This window comes from Blautia sp. HA9023, assembly GCF_056504095.1.
In genome coordinates this window covers 74,951-97,808 of record NZ_JBWLUR010000006.1, presented here as the reverse complement: position 1 = coordinate 97,808, position 22,858 = coordinate 74,951, and the positions used below count along the sequence as shown (strand labels likewise).

At 47.9% G+C, this 22,858-nt stretch carries 23 protein-coding genes; all 23 read left to right on the top strand.

Translation table 11 applies throughout. The features are described 5' to 3' along the window. Positions 1-200 precede the first annotated feature (200 nt). The 23 genes from argB to AC04Q6_RS04495 all read left to right on the top strand — a co-directional run bounded on the left by argB (position 201) and on the right by AC04Q6_RS04495 (position 22,849). On the top strand, positions 201-1,097 hold the full coding sequence (gene argB / locus AC04Q6_RS04605; protein WP_118062712.1) for an acetylglutamate kinase: 897 nt from the start codon (positions 201-203) through the stop codon (positions 1,095-1,097). Continuing rightward, a complete protein-coding gene (locus AC04Q6_RS04600; protein ID WP_118062711.1) occupies positions 1,084-2,274 on the top strand; it encodes an aspartate aminotransferase family protein in 1,191 nt (396 codons plus the stop codon). The genes argB and AC04Q6_RS04600 overlap by 14 nt, the downstream gene beginning before the upstream one ends. 447 nt (positions 2,275-2,721) lie before the next feature. After that, on the top strand, positions 2,722-4,161 hold the full coding sequence (locus AC04Q6_RS04595; protein ID WP_119247804.1) for a sodium:proton antiporter: 1,440 nt from the start codon (positions 2,722-2,724) through the stop codon (positions 4,159-4,161). A gap of 15 nt (positions 4,162-4,176) precedes the next feature. Continuing rightward, positions 4,177-5,181, top strand: a complete 1,005-nt coding sequence (locus AC04Q6_RS04590) for a cytidylate kinase-like family protein (RefSeq protein ID WP_118062709.1) — start codon at positions 4,177-4,179, stop codon at positions 5,179-5,181. 237 nt (positions 5,182-5,418) lie between these two features. Continuing rightward, a complete protein-coding gene (locus AC04Q6_RS04585) occupies positions 5,419-5,631 on the top strand; it encodes a FeoA family protein (protein ID WP_118169814.1) in 213 nt (70 codons plus the stop codon). A gap of 115 nt (positions 5,632-5,746) precedes the next feature. After that, the gene (locus tag AC04Q6_RS04580; protein WP_178087477.1) at positions 5,747-5,887 is read left to right on the top strand and encodes a hypothetical protein; all 141 of its coding nucleotides are present in this window, start codon (positions 5,747-5,749) and stop codon (positions 5,885-5,887) included. Further along, the gene (locus AC04Q6_RS04575) at positions 5,884-6,108 is read left to right on the top strand and encodes a FeoA family protein (protein ID WP_118062707.1); all 225 of its coding nucleotides are present in this window, start codon (positions 5,884-5,886) and stop codon (positions 6,106-6,108) included. Before AC04Q6_RS04580 ends, AC04Q6_RS04575 begins: the two co-directional genes overlap by 4 nt. Before the next feature lie 54 nt (positions 6,109-6,162). Beyond that, positions 6,163-8,346 (top strand): ferrous iron transport protein B, encoded by a 2,184-nt coding sequence (feoB, locus tag AC04Q6_RS04570; protein ID WP_119247805.1) that lies wholly within the window; start codon positions 6,163-6,165, stop codon positions 8,344-8,346. Positions 8,347-8,545: 199 nt separating this feature from the next. Beyond that, complete coding sequence (locus AC04Q6_RS04565) at positions 8,546-8,743, top strand: FeoB-associated Cys-rich membrane protein (RefSeq protein WP_119247825.1); 198 nt, start codon at positions 8,546-8,548, stop codon at positions 8,741-8,743. Positions 8,744-8,760: 17 nt separating this feature from the next. After that, positions 8,761-9,117: a heavy-metal-associated domain-containing protein gene (locus AC04Q6_RS04560; RefSeq protein ID WP_021651583.1), complete on the top strand. Its 357-nt coding sequence runs from the start codon at positions 8,761-8,763 to the stop codon at positions 9,115-9,117. A gap of 414 nt (positions 9,118-9,531) precedes the next feature. After that, entirely contained in the window at positions 9,532-10,311 is a 780-nt protein-coding gene (locus AC04Q6_RS04555) for a nucleotide-binding protein (protein WP_118062705.1), read from the top strand. Further along, positions 10,308-11,624 (top strand): nitrogenase component 1, encoded by a 1,317-nt coding sequence (locus AC04Q6_RS04550; RefSeq protein WP_119247806.1) that lies wholly within the window; start codon positions 10,308-10,310, stop codon positions 11,622-11,624. Before AC04Q6_RS04555 ends, AC04Q6_RS04550 begins: the two co-directional genes overlap by 4 nt. Next, positions 11,621-12,658: a nitrogenase component 1 gene (locus AC04Q6_RS04545; protein ID WP_244832630.1), complete on the top strand. Its 1,038-nt coding sequence runs from the start codon at positions 11,621-11,623 to the stop codon at positions 12,656-12,658. Before AC04Q6_RS04550 ends, AC04Q6_RS04545 begins: the two co-directional genes overlap by 4 nt. A gap of 76 nt (positions 12,659-12,734) precedes the next feature. Further along, on the top strand, positions 12,735-15,203 hold the full coding sequence (locus tag AC04Q6_RS04540) for a carbamoyltransferase HypF (protein ID WP_119247807.1): 2,469 nt from the start codon (positions 12,735-12,737) through the stop codon (positions 15,201-15,203). Positions 15,204-15,303: 100 nt separating this feature from the next. Further along, entirely contained in the window at positions 15,304-15,513 is a 210-nt protein-coding gene (locus tag AC04Q6_RS04535; protein ID WP_022426401.1) for a HypC/HybG/HupF family hydrogenase formation chaperone, read from the top strand. Beyond that, positions 15,513-16,556: a hydrogenase formation protein HypD gene (gene hypD, locus AC04Q6_RS04530; protein WP_119247808.1), complete on the top strand. Its 1,044-nt coding sequence runs from the start codon at positions 15,513-15,515 to the stop codon at positions 16,554-16,556. Before AC04Q6_RS04535 ends, hypD begins: the two co-directional genes overlap by 1 nt. 136 nt (positions 16,557-16,692) lie before the next feature. Further along, a complete protein-coding gene (hypE, locus tag AC04Q6_RS04525) occupies positions 16,693-17,700 on the top strand; it encodes a hydrogenase expression/formation protein HypE (protein ID WP_174088132.1) in 1,008 nt (335 codons plus the stop codon). Positions 17,701-17,834: 134 nt separating this feature from the next. Next, the gene (locus AC04Q6_RS04520; RefSeq protein WP_118070726.1) at positions 17,835-18,104 is read left to right on the top strand and encodes a TM1266 family iron-only hydrogenase system putative regulator; all 270 of its coding nucleotides are present in this window, start codon (positions 17,835-17,837) and stop codon (positions 18,102-18,104) included. After that, positions 18,101-18,868 (top strand): nucleotide-binding protein, encoded by a 768-nt coding sequence (locus tag AC04Q6_RS04515; protein WP_476389553.1) that lies wholly within the window; start codon positions 18,101-18,103, stop codon positions 18,866-18,868. Before AC04Q6_RS04520 ends, AC04Q6_RS04515 begins: the two co-directional genes overlap by 4 nt. Next, on the top strand, positions 18,862-20,217 hold the full coding sequence (locus tag AC04Q6_RS04510; protein ID WP_476389552.1) for a nitrogenase component 1: 1,356 nt from the start codon (positions 18,862-18,864) through the stop codon (positions 20,215-20,217). The genes AC04Q6_RS04515 and AC04Q6_RS04510 overlap by 7 nt, the downstream gene beginning before the upstream one ends. Next, the gene (locus tag AC04Q6_RS04505; RefSeq protein ID WP_476389551.1) at positions 20,214-21,440 is read left to right on the top strand and encodes a nitrogenase component 1; all 1,227 of its coding nucleotides are present in this window, start codon (positions 20,214-20,216) and stop codon (positions 21,438-21,440) included. The genes AC04Q6_RS04510 and AC04Q6_RS04505 overlap by 4 nt, the downstream gene beginning before the upstream one ends. A 90-nt stretch (positions 21,441-21,530) precedes the next feature. Continuing rightward, positions 21,531-21,962 (top strand): DMT family transporter, encoded by a 432-nt coding sequence (locus AC04Q6_RS04500; protein ID WP_021977510.1) that lies wholly within the window; start codon positions 21,531-21,533, stop codon positions 21,960-21,962. A gap of 110 nt (positions 21,963-22,072) precedes the next feature. After that, positions 22,073-22,849, top strand: a complete 777-nt coding sequence (locus tag AC04Q6_RS04495; RefSeq protein WP_244096080.1) for a ComEA family DNA-binding protein — start codon at positions 22,073-22,075, stop codon at positions 22,847-22,849. Positions 22,850-22,858: the final 9 nt, after the last annotated feature.

Here is a 22,858-nt window from a genome sequence, read left to right as displayed (position 1 = left end):
CAACAGCCCGTTCTCCGTGGCCGGAGGGGAGGAGCGCGAGGAGGGGAAACGGCCTTCGGAACTCCGAGTGCTTCCCCTCCTCGCAAATCCCACAGCTATCAGCTGAGACAAAACTATAATTTATAAAGAAAAAACGTCCAACATACAACAAAAAAACCTTTTTCAACCCATATCATTTTTCAAAAAAAGGAGATACCCATATGGTGAATCAGAAATATCTTGACAAAGCAGAGGTTCTCATAGAAGCCCTGCCATACATTCAGCGGTTTAACCGCAAAATTGTAGTCATCAAATACGGCGGAAGCGCTATGCTTGATGAAGAATTAAAACGCAACGTCATCAAGGACGCAGTCCTCCTGAAGCTGGTTGGCTTCAAACCGATCATCGTCCATGGCGGCGGCAAGGAAATCAGCCGCTGGGTGGGCAAAGTTGGCATGGAGCCTCGTTTCGTAAACGGTCTCCGTGTAACAGACAAAGACACCATGGAGATCGCAGAGATGGTTCTCGCAAAAGTCAACAAAGAACTTGTTACTTTAGTAGAATCTCTCGGCGTTCAGGCTGTAGGTGTCAGCGGTAAAGACGGTGGTCTTCTCCAGTGCAAAAAGAAACTTTCCAAAGGCGAGGACATCGGCTACGTAGGTGAAGTCACAAAAGTCAATCCAAAGATCCTCCAGGACCTTCTGGAAAGAGACTTCCTTCCGATCGTATTCCCAATCGGTTTTGACGAGAATTTTGATTCCTACAACATTAACGCAGATGATGCAGCCTGCGCTATTGCAGAGGCGGTCAATGCAGAGAAACTTGCCTTCCTTTCCGATATTGAAGGTGTATACAGAGACGCTTCCGATCCGTCCACTCTGATCTCCGAACTTCGTGTAGATGAGGCTGAGAACCTGATCTCCGATGGTACTGTCGGCGGCGGAATGATTCCGAAACTGAAAAACTGCATCGATGCCATCGAGCATGGTGTAAACAGAGTCCATATCCTGGATGGAAGGATCCCGCACAGCTTACTGCTTGAGATCTTTACAAACAAAGGTATTGGTACCGCAATTTTAAAAGATGATGGGGAGAAATATTACAATGAGCATGAATGAACTGATGGAAGAATCTGAGGCCAGTATTCTTCATACATATAACCGTTTTCCGGTAGTTTTTGAAAAAGGCCAGGGCTGTCACCTCTATGATTCCGAAGGAAAGGAATATCTGGATTTTGCGGCAGGTATCGCTGTAAATGCCCTGGGTTATCATTATCCGGGCTATGACGAAGCGCTGAAAGCCCAGATCGACAAACTGATGCACATTTCCAACCTGTATTACAATGAGCCGATCATTGATGCAGGTGCCAAGCTTGTACAGGCAAGCCATATGGAAAAAGCATTCTTCACAAACAGTGGTACAGAGGCTATCGAGGGTGCTCTGAAAGCTGCCAAGAAATATGCCTACGAGAGAGATGGCCATGCAGATCATGAGATCATTGCCATGAACCATTCTTTCCACGGCCGCAGCATCGGTGCACTTTCCGTGACAGGTACTGCACACTACAGAGAGCCTTTTGAGCCTTTGATGGGTGGCGTAAAATTTGCGGATTTCAATGACCTTGAGAGCGTAAAAGCTCAGGTTACAGACAAGACCTGTGCCATCATCGCCGAGACTGTACAGGGCGAGGGAGGTATTTACCCGGCTACCAAAGAGTTCCTGGAAGGCTTGCGTAAGCTCTGTGATGAGAAAGATATCATCCTGATCCTGGACGAGATCCAGTGTGGTATGGGACGTACAGGACATTATTTCGCATGGCAGGCATACGGCGTACAGCCGGATATCATGACCTGTGCCAAAGCTCTTGGCTGCGGTGTTCCGGTAGGTGCTTTTGTTCTGAATAAGAAAGCAGCGGCAGCATCCTTGAAGCCAGGCGATCATGGAACCACTTACGGTGGAAATCCGTTTGTATGCGCGGCGGTCAGCAAGGTATTTGATATCTTCGAAAAAGACCAGATCCTTTCTCATGTACAGGGCCTGACCCCGTATCTGGAGGAAAAACTGGACGAACTGGTTGCAAAACATGAATGTGCGGAAGTAAGAAGAGGCAAAGGCTTCATGCAGGGTATCGTGATCAAAGGACGCCCGGTAGGAGATGTAGTGAAAAAAGCTCTTGCAAAAGGTCTCCTTGTGATCTCAGCAGGAAGCGACGTTCTCCGTCTTGTTCCTCCCCTTGTGATCACAAAAGAGGATATTGACAAAATGGCCGAGATCCTTGACGAGTGCATGGAATAAATAACAGAGATCTTCTGGCGAGGGAAGCCCAAAGCAGGCTTCAGGAGCAGAAAAACGAAAGATCATAGTTCAGGGAAATCCTGATACAGGACAGCAGTATTTTTTGGTTGGCAGATAACCGGCCAGGGAAAGATACTGCTGTTTTTTTGTTCCACAGAAAATGGTGTCCTGCAGTAAAAACAGGATTTCGGATATGAGGAGTCATGCCTGCCGAAACGTAAACACATCACAGCATCAATATATATAAAATATATAACAGACATATCAAACAGTATTCAAAAATCTGGTTGTGTGTTAAAAAATAAACAAAAGTCGTCACAACACACCAACAAAATGCACAAAAAAATGAGCAGATCTGAGTATAAATTGCACATCCACACAGTTGATTTTAAAACGCCATATGTTATAATTTCACTGGTTAAAAAATTTATGTGAGGGGTGAATATTTTGAAGAAATTATTAACCGTCATGTGTACTTTTCTGACAGTAATCCTGTCATGCCCTGTGGGTGTATGGGCGGCTGGAAACGGTGAGACAGTATCAAGCGTGCCGGTGTGGCTTTGTATTCCGTTTGCGGGCCTTCTTCTGTGTGTTGCAGTGATGCCGCTGGTAAAAGGTGAGTGGTGGGAGTCACATCAGCCGATCGTGGTTGCGTTCTGGATCGTTCTTATGGTCATTCCGTTCGCATTTGTATACGGCGCCGGAAAAACTGCGGAAACAGTACTTGAGTGCGTAATTAATGACTATCTTACATTTATCATCCTGTTATTCGGATTGTTCTGTGTATCCGGTAACATTACGGTTGAGGGCGATTTTGCGGGTTCGCCAAGAGTAAATGTAGGACTTCTTGCACTGGGAACTCTGCTTTCCAGCTGTATTGGAACCACCGGAGCCAGTATGCTGATGGTGCGTCCGGTGATCAAAATGAATTCCTGGAGAAAGAGAAAAGGCCACATTATGATCTTTTTCATTTTTATGGTGTCAAACATGGGTGGCTGCCTGACACCGATCGGTGACCCGCCCCTTCTGATGGGATTCATGCGGGGAGTTCCTTTCTTCTGGAGCCTGCACCTTCTTCCGGTACTGCTCTTTAATATGGTGATCCTTCTGTTTGTGTTCTATCATCTGGACATGCGCTCTTACAAGAGAGATATCGCAGAGGGACGTAAACCGGACATCAGCAAACCGGGAACAGAGTTCAAGATCGATGGACTTCACAACATCATTTTCCTTGTAATGATCGTTGTAGGCGTTATCTTAAGTGGTATGCTTCCGAGTATGCCGGCATTTCAGGATGCAGCAGGCAATGTAAGAGGAATCCATATTTTCGGTGAGGTTACATTAAGCTTCCCGTCAATCATTGAGATCATCCTGATCCTGGCAGCAGCATTTCTGTCCTTTAAGACAACGGACAAAAAGATCCGTGTGCGAAACCATTTTACCTGGGGTGCGATCAAAGAAGTTGCGGTACTTTTTATCGGAATCTTTATCACCATGCAGCCTGCCCTGATGCTTCTGAAAGCAGTGGGACCGAATCTTGGAATTACCGAGCCGTACCAGATGTTCTGGGCGACAGGAGCACTGTCCAGTTTCCTGGATAATACACCGACCTATCTGGTATTTCTGACTACAGCGGGAACCCTTGGATTTACAAGTGGAATCGCAACCACACTGGGAACGGTTCCTGTAAAACTTCTTTCCGCGATTTCCTGTGGTGCCGTATTTATGGGTGCCAATACATATATCGGCAATGCTCCGAACTTTATGGTCAAGACACTTTCTGACGAAAATGGTATCAACATGCCGTCCTTCTTTGGATACATGGGATGGTCCATTTGTTTCCTGGTACCGGTGTTCATCATCGATATGCTGGTATTCTTTTTATAAGGGAGGAGGATCAATATGCAGGATAATAACATTCGAGAGAAATGCAGAGAACTTGCTACCAGACTTTATGAACTGGATGGCGAGGTTTATAAAAGCGTAGGATCTTCCCTTGGACGTACCTTTACCGGTGACAGAGAAGGTACCATCCGTAACTTAAGTGCCCTGATGTATACCAAACCGGACGGGCATCTTCTTCGAAGCGAGATGGCCCTGATCAGTAACATGGCCAGAACCATCAAGGATAAAGACGAAAAAAGCCGTCTGATGAAGAAATATGATGAGATCTTTCAGGAGATCCTTACGCTGCCGGAGACCTTTGTTGCTACGGATATCATGGATAAGGAACGTGTGGCGCTGAATCATATGATCAAGCGCAGGGAAAAAATTTCCGAGGACGATCATCTGGTCATCTGTATCAGCCGTACACAGGGAAGCGCCGGCAATGATATCGGTTTCGGTCTGGCAGATAAACTTCGGATCAACTATTATGACGTGGAGATCTTTGACCAGGTATTAAGACGTCTTGAGGCGGAAAAAGGTGCGGTCAATGATGCGGAATATTTTGCGGATTTCAATAAATATGAGAAGAAGCATAAGTTTGATCCACGGGAATGGTTCCGGGAATTTAACAGATATCACGGACTTCCGAAACAGGACGCAGTATTTTTTAACATGAGTGACCTGATCTGTGACCTAGCATCAAAAGAGGACTGCATCATCATGGGACGATGTGCGGATGCGATCCTGAAGAACAATCACATTCCACATATCAGCCTGTTTATCACGGCGCCTTTTGCCATCCGTGTCCAGCATGTCATGGATGTAAGAAAGATGAATATGAAGCAGGCGGTCCGCTTCCTGAAGAAGATGGACAGCCAGCACAGAAAGTATTATAACTTCTATGGTGGAGCCCACTGGGGCAAGCCGGATAACTATGACCTGTGCATCAACAGTGCAAGTTATGGAATCAATGAGACAGAAAATCTGATTCTGAAATTGCTGGATGATCAGATCCATTAAAAGATAATATCAGAAAATTATAAAAGAATTCCTGTAAAAAGAGAAGTGCCTGTCCGGCAGGTAGAAATATCTCAAAATACAGGAATTCTTTTTATGCTTTTTTATAAAAATTTAATCTTGATTAACTTTTTTCATTTTGGGGGTTGACATTCGAAAAAACTTAGTATACACTAACCTATGAGTTAGAATTAACTAATTAGATGAAGCTAATTAATAGGAAGAAACGGAGGAACTTCTATGCAGCCGATTTTATTTTTGCAGTCAGGTGATACTGGCACAATTAAGCGTATTTCCGGAGCAGAAGACACAAGAAGATTTCTTGCAGGCCTTGGTTTTGTTGAGAATGCGGAAGTGACAGTTATTTCCCAGTTTGACGGCAATCTGATCGTAAATATCAAGGATTCCAGAGTTGCGGTTAATAAGGAAATGGCCAGACACATAATGGTGTAACCGGACTGTGTGCGGCAGCGCCCGGTAATAGATTTGCCCAAGACTGTATGAAGTACAGTTGAGGATAGATTATGGATGTGAAGTGCTGTAAGAAGAATGCGGCACGTTCCGTAAAATGAACAGCAGACAGACCAGAGGGGCCTGTTTTACTGTAACTGCTCCGGGAGATGAGCAGTTTTTATGGTCTCTGGAAGCGAAAGCAGACGGAGATCATCATATGGATTTGGAATATAAACAGGGAGGAAAAGAGAAATGACTTTACGTGATGCAGCAGTAGGTTCTACAGTAGTTGTTTCCAAGATCACCGGCGACCCGGCTTACAAGCGCCGTATCATGGACATGGGAATCACAAAAGGCAGCGAGGTTTATATCCGCAAGGTAGCTCCTCTTGGAGATCCGGTTGAGATCACCATCAGAGGTTATGAGCTTTCCCTGCGTAAGCATGACGCAGCATGTGTAGAAGTAAAACAGAAATAAACTTCGAAAAATGACAGAGCATCATGCTCTGATCTGAAAAAAGGAGGATGAAAAATGTCTGTAACAATAGCTCTTGCCGGAAACCCGAACTGTGGTAAGACTACAATGTTCAATGCTCTTACAGGCGCTAACCAGTACGTTGGTAACTGGCCAGGTGTTACTGTAGAGAAAAAAGAGGGTAAACTGAAAAACCAGAAGGATGTAACTGTAACAGACCTTCCAGGTATCTATTCACTTTCCCCGTATACACTTGAGGAGGTTGTCAGCCGTGATTACCTTCTGAAAGAAAAACCGGATGTGATTATCGACCTTGTGGATGCAACAAACATCGAGAGAAACCTGTATCTTGCAACACAGCTTCTTGAGATCGGTATCCCGGTTGTTATCGCTCTTAACATGGTGGATCTTCTGAAGAAGAACAACATCCACATCAATGTAAAAGGTTTAAGCTCCGCACTTGGATGCCCGATCGTTGAGACATCCGCCCTTAAGGGAACAGGACTTAAAGAGGTTGTTGATGAGGCAATCAAATGTGCAAACCAGCACAGAGTACCATCCAAACAGATGGAGTTCCCGAAGGCAGTTGAGAAAGCTGTAAACGAGATCGAGAGCCTTGTTCCTGCAAACATCTCTGAGGAGAACAAGAGATGGTATGCAGTAAAACTTCTCGAGAGAGACAGCAAGGTAAAAGAAGGTCTTAACCTTCCGGCTTCTGCTCAGTCCAAGATCGAAGAGATCGCTTCCAACCTTGAGAAAGCAGAAGATGATGATACAGAGAGTATCGTAACAGATGGAAGATATCAGTACATCCAGAAAGTTGTTTCCGCAAACGTTAAGAGAAGCGGAAATAAGATGACTGTTTCCGATAAGATCGACCGTATCGTAACAAACCGTATCCTTGGTCTTCCGATCTTTATCCTTACCATGTTCATCGTTTATTATGTATCTGTAACAACAGTTGGTACCATGGTAACAGACTGGACAAACGACAGTTTCGTCGGAACCATCCAGGGTGTTGTAGCTGATGGACTCAGCGGTGTCGGCGTTGCTGACTGGCTGGTAAGCCTTGTATCTGATGGTATCATCGGTGGTCTTGGTGCAGTACTTGGATTCGTTCCGCAGATGGCGATCCTGTTCCTGTTCCTTTCCATCCTTGAGGACTGCGGTTACATGGTTCGTATCGCATTCGTCATGGACCGTGTATTCCGTCATTTCGGACTTTCCGGAAAGAGCTTTATCCCGCTCCTTATCTCCTCTGGTTGCGGAATCCCTGGAATCATGGCTTCCAAAACAATCGAGGCTGATAACGACCGTCGATTAACAATCATGACAGCAACATTTATTCCTTGTGGTGCGAAGCTTCCTGTTATCGCTCTTATGGGTGGTATCATGACAGCATATGTAACCGGTGACTATGTAGCAGCTGGTTTCATCACACCACTGATGTACTTCATCGGTGTTGTAGCAGTTCTTGTATCTGCCATCATCCTGAAGAAAACAAAACCGTTCTCCGGTAAACCTGCTCCGTTCGTAATGGAGCTTCCACAGTACCATATTCCGTCTGCAAAGACAGTTCTGCTTCACGTTTGGGAGAGACTGAAAGGCTTCATCATCAAAGCCGGTACAATTCTTTTCCTTGCAACTGTTATCATGTGGGTTCTTTCCAGCATTGGTACAACAGGAAGCGGAATCGGATTTGTTGAGGACAGCAACGACAGTATCATGGCTATACTTGGTGGTATCCTTGCTCCGATCTTTGCTCCTCTTGGATTCGGTAAATGGCAGCCGGTTGCAGCATCCATCTCCGGATTCTCCGCAAAAGAGTCCATCGTTAGTACAATGGGTGTTCTTGCAAACGTAGCTGGTGATGATGCAGAAGATACCATGATCGTTGGTGCAGCGATCAAAGCATGGTTCCCGTCAGCAGTAGCAGCATTTTCCTTCCTGCTCTTCAACCTGCTTGACTCTCCGTGTCTTGCAGCTATTTCTACAATGGCACATGAGATGCAGTCCAGAAAATGGTTCTGGTTTGCAATTCTCTTCCAGAACATCTTTGCTTATGTTGTAACACTTTGTGTATACCAGATTGGTCTTGTTGTTACAGGTGCCGGATCCTTCGGAATTGGAACGATCGTTGCTCTGATCCTTGTGGCAATCATTCTCTTCCTTCTGTTCAGACCAGATCCGTACAAGAACCAGAACGATGTTACAAAGAGATCTGTTCAGGCAGCAGAGTAATCGTAAACCGGTCATACAGTTAAGATCCGGTACATATGATAACTTTGAAATGATGCTGTGAAAACAGCGGAAATGATAAGAAACATAAGGAGGCCGGGTATGTAAATACCTGGTCTTCTGTGTTATAATGAACCTGGTAGTATTTATCAATAGCTGGCAGCGTCTCATAGGCTGTACAGCAAAAGAAAGGGTGACAGATATGAGTATGATAGCGGATATTATTGTACTGGCGCTTGTGATCGCATATGGTATATTTGTGATCAGTTATCTTTATTCAAGAAAGAAACAGGGGCTCAGCTGTGTTGGCTGTGCCGGTAATACACGTACCAACGGCTGTGGCGGCGGATGCTCCGGTCATTGCTCCGGGTGCTCAGGCTGCAGCGGAATGCAGAAGTAACCAGGAGGTAGATCATTATGGCAAATGCAATCGTTGTCATCGTTGTTATCATCATTATGTTGTTTGCCGGAAAAGGCGCATATAAACATCTGAAAGGTGAGGGTGCCTGCTGTGGAGGCGGCAGCAAACCGGAAATCCCGAAGAAGAAACTGGACGGAACGAAGCTTGGTGAGAAAACTATGAAGATCACAGGAATGCACTGTGAGAACTGTGTAGCCAGCGTCACTAGAGCCATCAACCGTATTGACGGAGCGGCAGCCAAAGTCAGCCTGAAAAAAGGTGAGGCAGTGGTTTCCTATGACAGAGAGATTTCCAACGAAGAACTGAAAAAAGTTGTTGAAGATCGTGGATATCACGTAGTTTCTATTCAGTAAGGATCCATCAGAATAATACGTTTGCCGGAGCTTCCCATCCGGCAGAGCAGAGAAAAGACTTCTCGTCGAAATGCTTAAAAATATTTCGATAAGAAGTCTTTTTTTGTGTAAGAAGTCAGAGTTGCAATTGACTCACTAATAGCTGCTATTGTATAATAAAAACAGAAAAATCAGACGGAATGAAAAATATTATTACAAATTTTCTTTCTATCCGAATGATGTGTCATGAAAGCCAAATAGAGAGGTAACAGACTTTGACAGCAAGGTATGATCCGAGCGGGAATTGTTGTTCATTTAGCGTGGCTTTAGCTGCTTTGTGAGCGGAATACGGGACTCTTTCACCTTGTGTGGTGAAGGAGCTTTTTTTATGTAAAATGCCTGCAGGAGCAGGCGCATTCAGTAAGGGAGGATTTTATGCTGAAGGTAGCAGTATATGGAAAGGGCGGTATCGGAAAGTCCACAGTGACTTCCAACCTGGCGGCGGCGTTTGCGGCCATGGGAAAAAGAGTGATCCAGATCGGGTGCGATCCAAAGGCGGATTCCACCATCAATCTCCTTGGAGGAGAACCCCTCCGGCCGGTGATGAATTATATGCGGGAAGAAGATGAGGAGCCGGAGAAACTGGAAGATATATCGAAGGAGGGCTTTGGCGGCGTTCTCTGTATTGAGACCGGAGGTCCCACACCGGGACTTGGCTGTGCGGGAAGAGGGATCATCGCAACGTTTCAGCTTCTGGAGGATCTGAAGCTTTTTGAGACCTGGAAGCCGGATGTAGTACTTTACGATGTGCTTGGAGATGTGGTGTGCGGTGGTTTTGCGGCGCCGATCCGGGAGGGCTATGCGGAAAAAGTCCTCATTGTCACATCCGGGGAGAAGATGGCGCTCTATGCAGCCAACAATATTTCCAGTGCTGTTCGGAATTTTGAGGACCGCAGCTATGCGAGGATCTTTGGAATCGTGCTGAACCACAGGAATGTGGAGAATGAGACCGAGAAGGTGCAGGCTTTTGCAGAAAAAAGTAATATTCCTATTGTTGGTGAGATTCCCAGGAGTGATGAGATCATCCGCTGGGAAGACCAGGGAAAAACGGTGATCGAGGGTGATGAGAATTCTGAGATCAGTGAGAAATTTTTTGCGCTGGCGCGGAAGCTGCTGGAGAGTGAAGGGACTGTGCAGGAGAAGGAGGACGTATGAAAAAGAAAGCATATTTTGCAACAGCAGAAGAACTGGAACGGCTTGGACCGGAAGCGATCCCGCCGCAGATGATCTCCGGGAAACATCTGATCTACAGTTCTCCGGCAACGCTGGCATTTAATTCTCCGGGAGCGGAAGGCTTCGGGGTAAAACGTGCGGGGCTTGCAGTGCCGGATTCCATTATGCTGATCGTGGCGCCCGGATGCTGTGGAAGAAATACTTCTCTTATCAGTTCCATGCCGGAGTATAATGACCGTTTTTTTTACCTGATGATGGACGAGACAGATATTGTCACAGGCCGTCATCTGAAAAAGATCCCCAAAGCGGTAAAAGAGATCTGCGACTGCTGTGAGAAGAAGCCGTCGGTGGTGATGATCTGCATCACCTGTGTGGATGCGCTTCTGGGAACGGATATGGAACGTGTCTGTCGGAAAGCAGAGGAAAAAGTGGATATTCCGGTGCGTCCCTGTTACATGTATGCGCTGACACGTGAGGGCAGGAAGCCGCCTATGGTCCATGTGCGCCAGTCCTTATATTCTCTTCTGGAACCACAGAAGAAAAAAGGAAATGTAGTCAATCTCCTGGGATTTTTTTCGCCGCTGGTGGATGACTGTGAGTTTTATGATCTGCTACATCAGGCTGGTGTAAAAACCATCCATGAGATTTCCAGATGTAAGGATTATGAGGAATACCGGACCATGTCCCAGGCTAATTTCAATCTGGTGCTTCATCCGGAAGCAAGGTTTGCGGCAGAGGATTTTCATAACCGGCTGAAGATCCCGTTTATTGAGCTTCGAAGGCTCTATCAGATGGATAAGATCGAAAATCAGTATCGGGCTCTGGGACAGGTCCTTGGGGTGGCTTTTGACCAGGAGCAGTATAAGGATGAGGCTTCCAGGGCGGTGGAACAGTTCCGAAAAGTCTGTCCGGATGCCTCCTTTGCAGTAGGGGAGTGCATGAACGGAGATCCTTTTGAGCTGGCACTTGCGCTGGTGCGCTATGGATTTCAGGTGCCGGAGATCTATGGAACTATTACAGCTGAGAATTTTGTATACATACGACATTTGGCTAAGTTGAGCCCGGGCACGAAGATTTTTTCCAATATGGAACCTACCATGCTGTATTATGATCCAGTAGAGAGTGGCGTAAATCTTACGATTGGTAAGGATGCGGGATATTATCATCCGGATCAGCCTAATGTAGTCTGGAATCAGGACCGTCAGCCTTATGGGTATGCAGGGGTACGTAGATTATTTGAGGCACTCCTTGAGACTGCGGCGGAGCAGGATAAGGGGAAGGGGGAGAGAGCATGAGAGGACTTCGGAAATATCTGACACCCTTTGCCCCGGATCAGTCAGGAGCAGTGTCGGTTCTGTATGAGCTGGGCGGGATCATCGTGATCTGTGATGCCGGAGGCTGTACGGGAAATGTCTGCGGCTTTGATGAGCCAAGATGGTTTGAGCGCAAAAGTGCCGTGTTCAGTGCGGGACTTCGGGACATGGATGCCATCCTGGGACGGGATGACCGCCTGGTTGCCAAACTTGTGGATGCGGCAGAAAAGGTGGAGGCAGGCTTTGCGGCAGTGATCGGAACGCCGGTGCCCGCCGTGATCGGAACGGATTATCAGGCACTGAAGCGGATGTGCGAGAAAAAAACAGACCTTCCGGTACTTGCGGTAAATACCGATGGAATGGAGCTTTATGACGGGGGAGAACGGAAGGCTTATCTGGAACTTTTTAAAGTTTTTGCCCGGGAAAAACTGCCGGTGGAGACGGGCAGGGTGGGCATCCTTGGAATGACGCCACAGGATGTCAGTGACCTGAAGGCGGCAGATAAGCTCCGGGAAAAATTTAAGTCTCAGGGGCACCAGGCAGTCTGCTACGGAATGGGAGATGGGCTTGATGAAGTAAAAAAAGCCTCCTCTGTGGAAAAAAATATCGTGGTTTCTCCAGCGGCACTGGAATGTGCCAGATATCTTGAGAAAACTTTCGGAACGCCTTATGAGGTGGGATATCCGCTGGTGGAGGAACTGGTGCCGGATATGGAGTATGCAGGGAAAAAAATTCTCATCGTGCAGCAGCAGGTAATGGCCGGTTCCATAAGAGAGGAACTTCAGAAACGTGGCGCAGATGGAGAGATCACAGTGGCAAGCTGGTTTTTCATGGAAAAAGATCTCCGGGAAGAGGGGGATGTGCCATTGAAAGATGAGGAAGATTACATGGATCTGGTGGAAAAAGGCAGATATGATGTGATCTTTGCAGATCCCTGTATGAAGCGGATGGCAAAGACGTTTTCCGGTGTGTTTGTGGATGCGGTGCATTTTGCGGTATCCGGAAAGTGCAGGTAGACTTAAGAGCAGGGCATAAAGTTACATACATACTGTAACCGGATCAGGGGAGCTGGTTACAGGGAATGGAGAACATATGGAGTGCGAAATTACAAAAATGATCCGTGTTTACGGAATCGTACAGGGGGTGGGGTTCCGCCCTACGGTCAGCCGTCATGCCATGGCAAGGGGAATCCGTGGCAGTGTGTCCAATAAAGGACCCTATGTGGAGATTTTTGCCCAGGGCAGGCAGCAGGATGTGGACGGTTTTATCGGAGATATCGAGAACAGGCCGCCGAAGCGTGCGGCCATCCTGAAGCTTCTGGTGGAACCGGTGGAGGAGCCGGAGGAATTTACGCAGTTTGATATCATTGAAAGCGAGAAGACAAAGGGTGAGATCTTTGTTTCTCCGGATATTGCCATCTGCGACGAATGTAAGGAAGAGATGTTTGATCCAAAAAACAGGCGGTATCTGCATCCGTTTATCAACTGTACCTGTTGTGGCCCGAGGCTGACGATCCTCGATTCCCTTCCCTATGACCGGGAGCGTACCAGCATGAAAGAATTTCCCATGTGTCCGTCCTGTGCGGATGAGTACCATAATCCGGACACCAGACGTTATGACGCCCAGCCGGTGTGCTGCAATGACTGCGGGCCGGAGGTCTATCTCATTGGAAGAGAGGAACGTGGCCGGGAGGCGATCACTTATACGAGGAAGACCATTGTTTCCGGCGGGATAGTGGCCATCAAGGGAATCGGTGGTTTTCATCTCTGTTGTAATGCCACCAGTGAGGAGGCCGTACAGCGGCTCCGGAAACTGAAACGGCGTCCGGTGAAGCCTTTTGCGGTGATGGCACAGGATCTGGAAACCGTGAAAGAAGTCTGTCAGGTCAGTGAGGAGCAGGAGAAGATCCTTACCGGGCATCAGAAACCGATCCTGCTGCTGGATAAGCTTACTGAGATGTCCTGTGGACAGAAAACAGATGCGAAACTCATAAAATATGGAAAGAACATCGGGAAAGACCAGGGCAGATCAGAGGCAGAATGCGGAAAACCAGCGGAACTCTGTGAGAGTATCGCTCCCGGGAATCCAAAAGTCGGTGTGATGCTTCCCTACGCACCGGTGCAGCTTCTTCTTTTTCATTATGACGATGGAATTGAGATGCCGAAGCTTCTGGTGATGACCAGTGGAAACACATCCGGCGCACCGATCTGCAGAGACGATCATGAAGCTGTGGAAGAACTTTCTTATTTATGTGACTGCATTCTTTCCCATGACAGGAAGATCCGCATCCGGGCCGATGATTCGGTGATGGATTTTTATAAGGGAGAGCCATATATGATCCGGCGCTCCCGTGGATATGCACCTCTTCCGTTTATGGTTTCCACACCCTGGAAGGGACAGGTGATCGCGGCAGGTGGAGAGCTTAAGAATACATTCTGCATTGGTGTGGATAACCGTTTTTATCCGTCCCCTTATGTGGGTGATCTGGAGGATCTTCGAACGGTAAAAGCCCTGAAGGAAACCATAGGCCGGCTGGAAACACTTCTGGAAGTACAGCCGGAAGTGGTGGTCTGTGACCTTCATCCAAAATATAATTCCACAGTGGTGGCCCAGGAACTGGGGCTTCCCGTTCTGAAAGTGCAGCATCATTACGCACATATTTTATCCTGCATGGCAGAAAATGACTGCGAGGAAAAAGTGATCGGTGTTTCCTTTGACGGAACCGGATATGGAACAGACGGGACGATCTGGGGCGGTGAGATCCTGATCGCAGATTATCAGGGATTTACAAGGCTTGGAAGTATCCAACCTTTTGTACAGGTGGGAGGAGATGTTTCCGCAAAAGAAGGCTGGCGGATCGCCGTTTCCCTGATCTGGCAGAATACAGGAGATTTGGAGAAAACTCTTGATACTGTCCAAAAACTGGGACTTTGCACAGAGCAGGAAGCAAAAGTGCTGGTGACCATGGCTCAGAGAAAGCTCAATGCAGTGACTTCCACCAGTGCTGGACGGCTTTTTGACGGAGTCAGTGCGATCCTGGGAATCCGAAGGGCGTCTACTTTTGAAGGGGAAGCTTCCACGGCGCTGGAGTTTGCTGCGGAAGCGTGGAGAGCGCAGGAGATACAGAAGAAAAATGTGGATACTGTTTCTGGAGAAAGAACAGATATAAAAAGAAATGTAGAAACAACCGGTGCAGATGAAAAGCCGGAAACCGGGAACAGGAAGATTATTTTAAATACAGGTGACATCGTTGCACATCTGGTCCGGGAAAAGCTGGAAGGAGAAGATTCCGGGAAACTGGCTTACGAATTCCACCGGGCGCTGGCGGATGAGATCCTTGCAGCCTGTGAGGAAGCAGAGCAGGAAACTGGTATCCGGAAAGTGGCATTAAGCGGCGGTGTATTCCAGAACCGGCTTCTTCTGGAACTGGTAGATGACGGGCTTGCAGAAAAAGGCTTTGAAGTTCTGAAACATAGTCTGATCCCGCCAAATGACGGAGGGATCGCGCTGGGTCAGGCAGCATATGGAATGGCTTATGTGCAGCGGCACAGACAAGTATAAAGGTGATAGATCATGCAGATGCGGATCGCAGATATCCGCCTGATGAAATATTTTACGATGTATGGAGTATACAGCAGAAATGCGGGATGGAGGCATAGATATGTGTGTAGGATTATCAGCAAAAGTAGTAAAGATCAGTGACGGAACCGCAGTGGTAGATGCTGGCGGCGCAAAGAGAGAAGTTTCCGCCCAGCTTCTGGGAGATCTGGAGCCGGGAGATTATGTGATGGTACATGCTGGTGTTGCCATTGCAAAGATCACTGACGATGACGAGGAAGAGACAGACCAGCTGATGGAGGAACTGCTGTGATGGAAGAGAAGAAAAAAACAGCAAGAGAGATCATAGAAGGATATCAGGGGCCGCCGGTGCGGATCATGGAAGTCTGCGGAACCCATACTCACGAGATTTTCCGTCTGGGGATCCGCAAGCTTCTGCCACCGCAGGTGGAGCTGATTTCAGGCCCGGGCTGCCCGGTCTGTGTAACACCGGTAGGCTTTATTGACGAGGCGGTTTATCTGGCTCTGGAAAAACAGGCGACCATCTGTACCTTCGGTGACCTTGTCCGTGTACCGGGGACAAAGAAAAGCCTTGCAGATGCCAGGGCAGAAGGAGCCAGGATACGTATCGTCTATTCACCGGCAGATGCGGAAAAATATGCGAAAGAACATCCAAAGGAGCAGGTGGTATTTCTTTCTGTTGGTTTTGAGACGACGACACCTGCAGGCTGTCTTTCCGTGAAAAAAGCCAGAGAAGATGGCCTTTCCAACTACTCTCTCCTTGTGGCAAACAAGACCATGCCACAGGCTTATCAGGCATTAAAAGGCAGTGCGGATGTGTTCCTTTACCCGGGACATGTCAACGCCATTACAGGGACTGCACTCTGCGAACGTCTGGCAGAGCAAGGCGTCAGTGGTGTAGTGGCAGGATTTACAGCGAAGGAGCTGCTTACGGCGCTGGCAGTTGCACTGGTCCGTTTCCAGGAGGGAAAACCTTTCTTTGTAAACTGTTATCCGCGCGTGGTAAAAAGCGAAGGAAGCCCGGAGGCACAGACACTGATCGAGGAACTGATGGAACCCTGCGATTCCGAATGGCGTGGACTGGGTGTGATCCCGGGATCCGGCCTGGTGCTCCGGAAAGAATGGGAAGCTTTTGATGCCAGAAAAAAATATGCGGTGCCGCCGATCAAAGGCAAACCAAATCCGGCCTGTCGCTGTGGCGATGTGCTTCAGGGAAAATGCAAACCGTCGGACTGCAGGGTATTTGGAAAAGTCTGTACCCCGCAGCATCCGGTAGGAGCCTGTATGGTATCCAATGAAGGAGCCTGTTCCGCATATTTTATGTATGGGAACTGATTGATCAACTGTCCGGTTTAATGGACTATAATACAGGAATACATGTCATACAAACGAAGGATCACATCTGGAAGATCGGACTATATGATACAGATCTGATATCCGTTTGAACGATCGTAGAAAGAAGATGAAAATTATGGATAATAAAACAGTAACCATGGCACACGGTGCCGGAGGCCGTCAGACCTCAGAACTGATCGATGAAGTATTTAAAGCACATTTTGCAAACCCGGATCTTACAGCCGATGATGCGGCAGTTCTGGTCCCGCCGGCAGGAAAAATGGCCGTATCCACCGATGGATTTATTGTTTCTCCGGCATTTTTCCCGGGAGGAAATATCGGCAAGCTTTCCATCTGTGGAACAGTTAATGACCTTGCCTGCATGGGAGCGAAACCGATGTATCTCACCTGTGCTTTTGTGATCGAGGAAGGTTTTCCCATGGAGAAGCTGGAAGAAATTGCCGCAGCCATGGAAAAAACAGCGAAAGAAGCCGGCGTGCGTATTGTTTCCGGAGATACCAAGGTGGCAGGAAAAGGACAGGTTGACGGTGTGTTTATCACAACAACCGGAATGGGTGAGATCCAGGATGGCGTGAAGGTAGGCGGTGAGCTGGCAAAACCGGGAGATGCCATCATTGTGACCGGTGATGTGGGAAGACATGGATGCACCATTCTTCTGGCAAGAGAGGATTTTGGCATCGACGCGGATGTGACAAGTGACTGTGCACCGCTTTGGGGAACTGTAAAAGAAGTGATGGATGCCACCCATAACCTTCATGTGATCCGCGATGCCACAAGAGGCGGCGTGGGAACCGTTCTCTATGAGATTGCAGGCCAGAGTAACGTGGGAATCCGTCTGGATGCGTCGTCTGTTCCGGTAGCTCCGGAAGTAAAAGGTGTCTGCGGTATGCTGGGCCTGGAGCCACTTTATCTGGCATGTGAGGGACGTATGGTGATCATGGCGCCAAAAGAAGAGGCGGAAAAGATCGTGGAAGCACTGCGTAAATGTCCGTATTCCAAAGACGCTGCCATTATTGGTGAGGTTACCGAGGACCAGCCTGGAAAAGTTGTCATGACTACGGAAATCGGAACTCAGGCATTACTTCCGCAGCCAGGCGGGGAACTTCTGCCGAGGATCTGCTGACAGATACAGACAGCATAGGAAACAGAAGGTGAGCGGAAAGAAAAAACGATTTCAGCCTGGAAAATTATCAGTAACAAAACAGAGTCCGATAAAACGGACAGTAAAACAGACACTGGAAAGGAGAGGCGGATCTTATGGATACAAGAGTGGCACTGATCTCGATCATTGTGGAAAACAATGAGGTGATCGATGACATCAACCGTTTTCTTCACGAAGCGGGAAAATATATTATCGGGAGAATGGGAATCCCCTACCGGGAAAAAGGTATCAACATCATCAGCATTGCCATTGATGCGCCACAGGATGTGATCAGCTCTTTATCCGGAAAGATTGGCCGTCTCAGGGGAGTTTCCGCAAAAACGGCATATTCCAATGTGATCACAAAAGCGGAGGACAGGAAATGATAAGAGTTGCGGTATATGGAAAGGGCGGCATCGGAAAATCCACCACAGTTTCCAATGTGGCAGCCGCCCTTGCGGAAAAAGGAATGAAAGTGATGCAGATCGGCTGTGATCCCAAGGCGGATTCCACCATTCTTCTCCGGCATGGGAAAAAAGTCCCCACAGTGCTGGATCTTTACAACGAAAAGCGCCAGGACCTGAAACTTGCAGATATGGTGCAGATCGGATACGGGGGTGTAGTCTGTGTAGAAGCCGGCGGCCCTACACCTGGACTTGGATGTGCGGGAAGAGGTATTATCACTGCGCTGGAAAAACTGAAAGAAACCGGAGCCTATGAGACCTATAAACCGGACATTGTTCTCTACGATGTACTGGGAGATGTTGTCTGCGGCGGTTTTTCCATGCCCATGCGAAAAGGGTATGCAGATAAAGTATTTATCATCACCTCCGGAGAAAACATGGCCATCCATGCAGGGGCGAATATTGCCATGGCGGTGGAAAATTTCAGAAACAGAGGCTATGCATCTCTGGGAGGGCTGATCCTGAACCGGCGGAATGTGCCAAGAGAAGAAAAAAAAGTCCGGGAGCTGGCAGAGGATTTTCACACCCAGGTAGTAGGAACTCTTTCCAGAAGTGACCTGGTTCTTGCGGCAGAGGAGCAGGGAAAAACGCTTCTGGAAGCTTATCCGGAAAGCGAGATGGCAGGAGAATACCGGACGCTGGCAGAACAGATCCTGAATGCATGCAGGGAGGATGGCACATGTTAAAAAGAGTTGGCGATCGGGAGTTTCCGGGAAAAACAGAAGTATTTATAAAAGAAGCTTCTTTTCCGGTGCCCTTTCAGCCGGGGCTGGAATTTAATTCCCCGGCCCACGGAAACTGGAATATCGTACATACGGGAATGCTGGTTCCGGAAGCGCAGCAGATCTACGTCTGTGCAGACAACTGTATGCGAGGCGTTGTGCTGACTGCGGCGGAAATGAATGCAGCAGACCGTTTTTCCTTTGTGATCGTGGAGGAAAAAGATCTTCTGGGTGGAAATCTGGAGGATGTGACCATTGAAGGGGTGACAGATGTCCTGAAGCGTCTGGATAAGAAGCCAAAGGCAGTGCTGCTTTTTACCGTATGTCTCCATCATTTTCTGGGCAGTGATCTGGACCGGATCTATGGAGAGCTGGAAAAAAGATTTCCGGAGATTTTTTTTATGCGATGCTTCATGGATCCCATCATGCAGAAAACAGGCCCCACACCGGATCAGAAGCTTCGCCTGGCCATGTATGATGCCGTGCAGGAGAGAAAGGCAGATCCAAAATGCGTGACGGTTCTGGGCAGTGATTTTGCGCTGGATGAAGGTTCGGATATCTGCCGGATCCTGAAGAAAAACGAAATCCTGCTCCGAGAGATACCGACCTGTGAAACCTGGGAGGATTATCAGAACCTGGGAGAGGGAAGTCTGATTCTGAACTGTTACCCTGCCGGAAAATTCGGGGCAGAAAAACAGGCCGAAAGACTGGGAAGGCCTTTTTTGTATCTGCCGGGAAGTTTTGATTATGGGGAGATACAGGAACAGGAAGAGAAGCTGCTGGGAATGCTGGGACAGCAAAACAACAGGAAAACAGGAAAAATCAACGGCCTGGATATCGAAAAAGAGATCCGGGAATGTGAGGAGGCTCTTTCTCATGCACACCAGATCATCGGTGACACTCCCATAGCAGTGGATTATCTTTTTTATCCAAGGCCCCTGGGACTTACAAAACTTCTCCTTACCCATGGATTTCAGGTACAGTCCGTTTTTCTGGACAGTATCAGCCCGGAAGAAAAAGAGGTATTTTTCTGGCTGAAGGAGAATTATCCGGAGCTGAAGTTGATTTCCACTGTCCGTCCGGAGATGAGGGTGCGGACACGGCAGCAGTCCGAAAAAATCCTTGCCATCGGCCAGAAAGCAGCCTGGTTTACCGGAAGCCGAAATTTTGTCAATATGGTACAGGGCGGCGGGCTCTGGGGATTCGACGGAATCAGACATACCGCGCAGCTGATGGTGGAAGCATTCAATGAAGAAAAAGATCCGGAAGATCTGATCGTTCGAAAAGGATGGGGGTGCGAAAGCTGCATATGAGACAGGCATATCGAATCATACCGATCTACACGGCAGACGTGTCCGGTGTCTGTTCCGCTTTGTATGAGCTTGGAGGAATGACGGTGATGCATGATCCTTCTGGCTGTAATTCTACCTATAATACCCACGATGAGATCCGTTGGTATGACCAGGACAGCCTGATCTTTATCTCAGGCCTTACGGATATCGATGCGATCATGGGAAATGATGAGAAATTTCTCCGGGATATCGAAGATGTAGTGGAGGAACTGAAACCGAAATTTATTGCTCTTGCAAGTTCCCCGATTCCCTTTATGAACGGAACGGATTTCCCGGGACTTGCCCGTGCACTTACGGCCGAGACAGGGATTCCGGCGTTTTCGGTTCCAACCAGTGGTATGCATGATTATGTGTATGGAGCAGGGCTGGCACTCTCTGAGATTGCCAGACATTTTACCGGCGCTGCAGAGAAGAGAAAACGGAAATTAAATCTTCTTGGAGTAACACCCCTGGATTTTGGCCCCCAGCCGATGGTAGATGCCATGAAAAGACGTCTGGAAAAATATGGGTGGGAGATCCTTTCCACCTGGGCTATGGGCGATACGCTGGAAGATCTGTCCCATGCCGGTGAGGCGGAGGTAAACCTTGTGGTATCTTCCGTGGGAATCCCGGCTGCCAATGTTCTGAGAGAGAAATTCGGGACACCATTTCTGGTGGGAACGCCGGTGGAAGGCTATGAAGATGAGATTTCGGACGCACTTGAGAAGGAAGCGGGGAGCTTTTATGAAGCGTTTGAGTATAAAAAAGAAAATCCTGCGGAGAAAAATGGAACGCAGATTTCTGGCAGACAGGAAGAGCTGTGGAAAGTAACTCCGGACCAGGTGATCTATCTGAGAAAAAAAGACAGCCCATTGTCAGGATTTATCCCCACTCCGGACATCACCCTCATCGGGGAACCGGTTACCATGGGCTCCCTGGGAGCAGCCATAGAGCAGAAGTGTGGAAAAAAAGTTCAGCTTCTCTGCCCGCTGGAGATCACAGAAGGACTCCTCCGCCGGGGAGATGAAGCCATCCGCGGGGAAGAAGCCATGGAAGAAAAACTGAAAACTGCCAGGATCATTGTGGCAGATCCTCTCTACCGCCCGATCTGCCCGGAAAGTGCCACTTTTTATGAGATGCCGCATATTGCATTCTCCGGAAGAATCTATCTCAAAAATTTGTATAATTTCAGAAAAACCACATAAACTATAAGAAACCGGAAAGGCGTTGCAGAAATAGCAGCGCCTTTTTATGACGGTAAAACTGGTGAACGGATCTTATATGGAGGGATTTTTATGTGGGGATTTCTGTCGGCGCTGATCTCGGGCGCACTGATGAGCATTCAGGGAGTATTTAACACAAATGTAACAAAACAGACAAGTCTGTGGGTTTCCACCGGATGGGTGCAGTTTTCCGCATTTCTGGTCTGTGTGGCTGCATGGCTTTTTACAGGTAGGGAAAGTATCGGTGCACTGTGGCAGGTGGAGAATAAATATACGCTGCTTGGAGGCGTGATCGGTGCGTTCATTACCATTACCGTGATCCAGAGTATGGGCAGTTTGGGGCCAGCGCGGTCAGTTATGCTCATTGTGATCTCCCAGCTTGCAGTGGCTTATCTCATAGAACTGATGGGACTTTTTGGAGTGGAAAGAGCGGATTTTCAGTGGAGAAAGCTGTTTGGAATGCTGATCTGCATTGCAGGCGTGGTCATTTTCAAATGGAAATAGAAATAAAAGTATTGTAATATTTGTAATACTTCGTTAAAATAAGGTATGGTTTTGTATGAGTAACGGGGCACCTGCCATCACATCGGCAAAAAGGAGTGAACCCCTGACCCATGAAAATAAAATCACATATCAGAAGTGTTCAGCTTATTTTTTCCATATTTATGTTTCTGATCTTTGCAGGACTGACAGGTTGTAAGGATGATGGAGCAGAGTTTCTGGAAAAAGAACTGGTGCAGGAAGAAAGTGTGGAGACATCCGGGAGGGATGCGGAACAAGAAGATCCTACGGACACGGAAAATGGAGTATCTGAGAAGAAGTCTGCACAGATGCAAGTGGATACAGGACAGGAAACGGCAGCTGCGAAACAGCAGCCGGAGACCTCAGAGATTCCAGAAACGATCTACGTAGACATCTGCGGAGCAGTAACCAGCCCCGGAGTCTATGAACTTCCATCCGGCAGCCGTGTTTTCCAAGCTATTGAGAAAGCCGGCGGATATCTTCCGGAAGCTGCGGCAAGTTATCTCAACCGTGCGAAGGGACTTTCCGACGGACAGCAGATCTATGTGCCCACCCAGGCAGAAGTGGACAGCCAGATGATCCAGGTTACTGAGAATGGACAGGAAGCCACATCAGAAACCGTCCCCGGAAATAACAACGGAGAGGAATCTGCCGGAGAAAATACCGGTACAGACCAGAAAATCAATCTGAACACCGCTGATGTATCCCAGCTTACCACTCTCACAGGTGTAGGGGAGTCCAAAGCCCTGGCGATCATCGCTTACAGGGAAGAAAACGGCCCTTTTACTTCCACAGAAGACATTATGAGCGTGCCTGGTATCAAGGAAGGAACCTATGAGAAGATAAAGGATAAAATAGCAATAAAGTAAGGAGCGTTA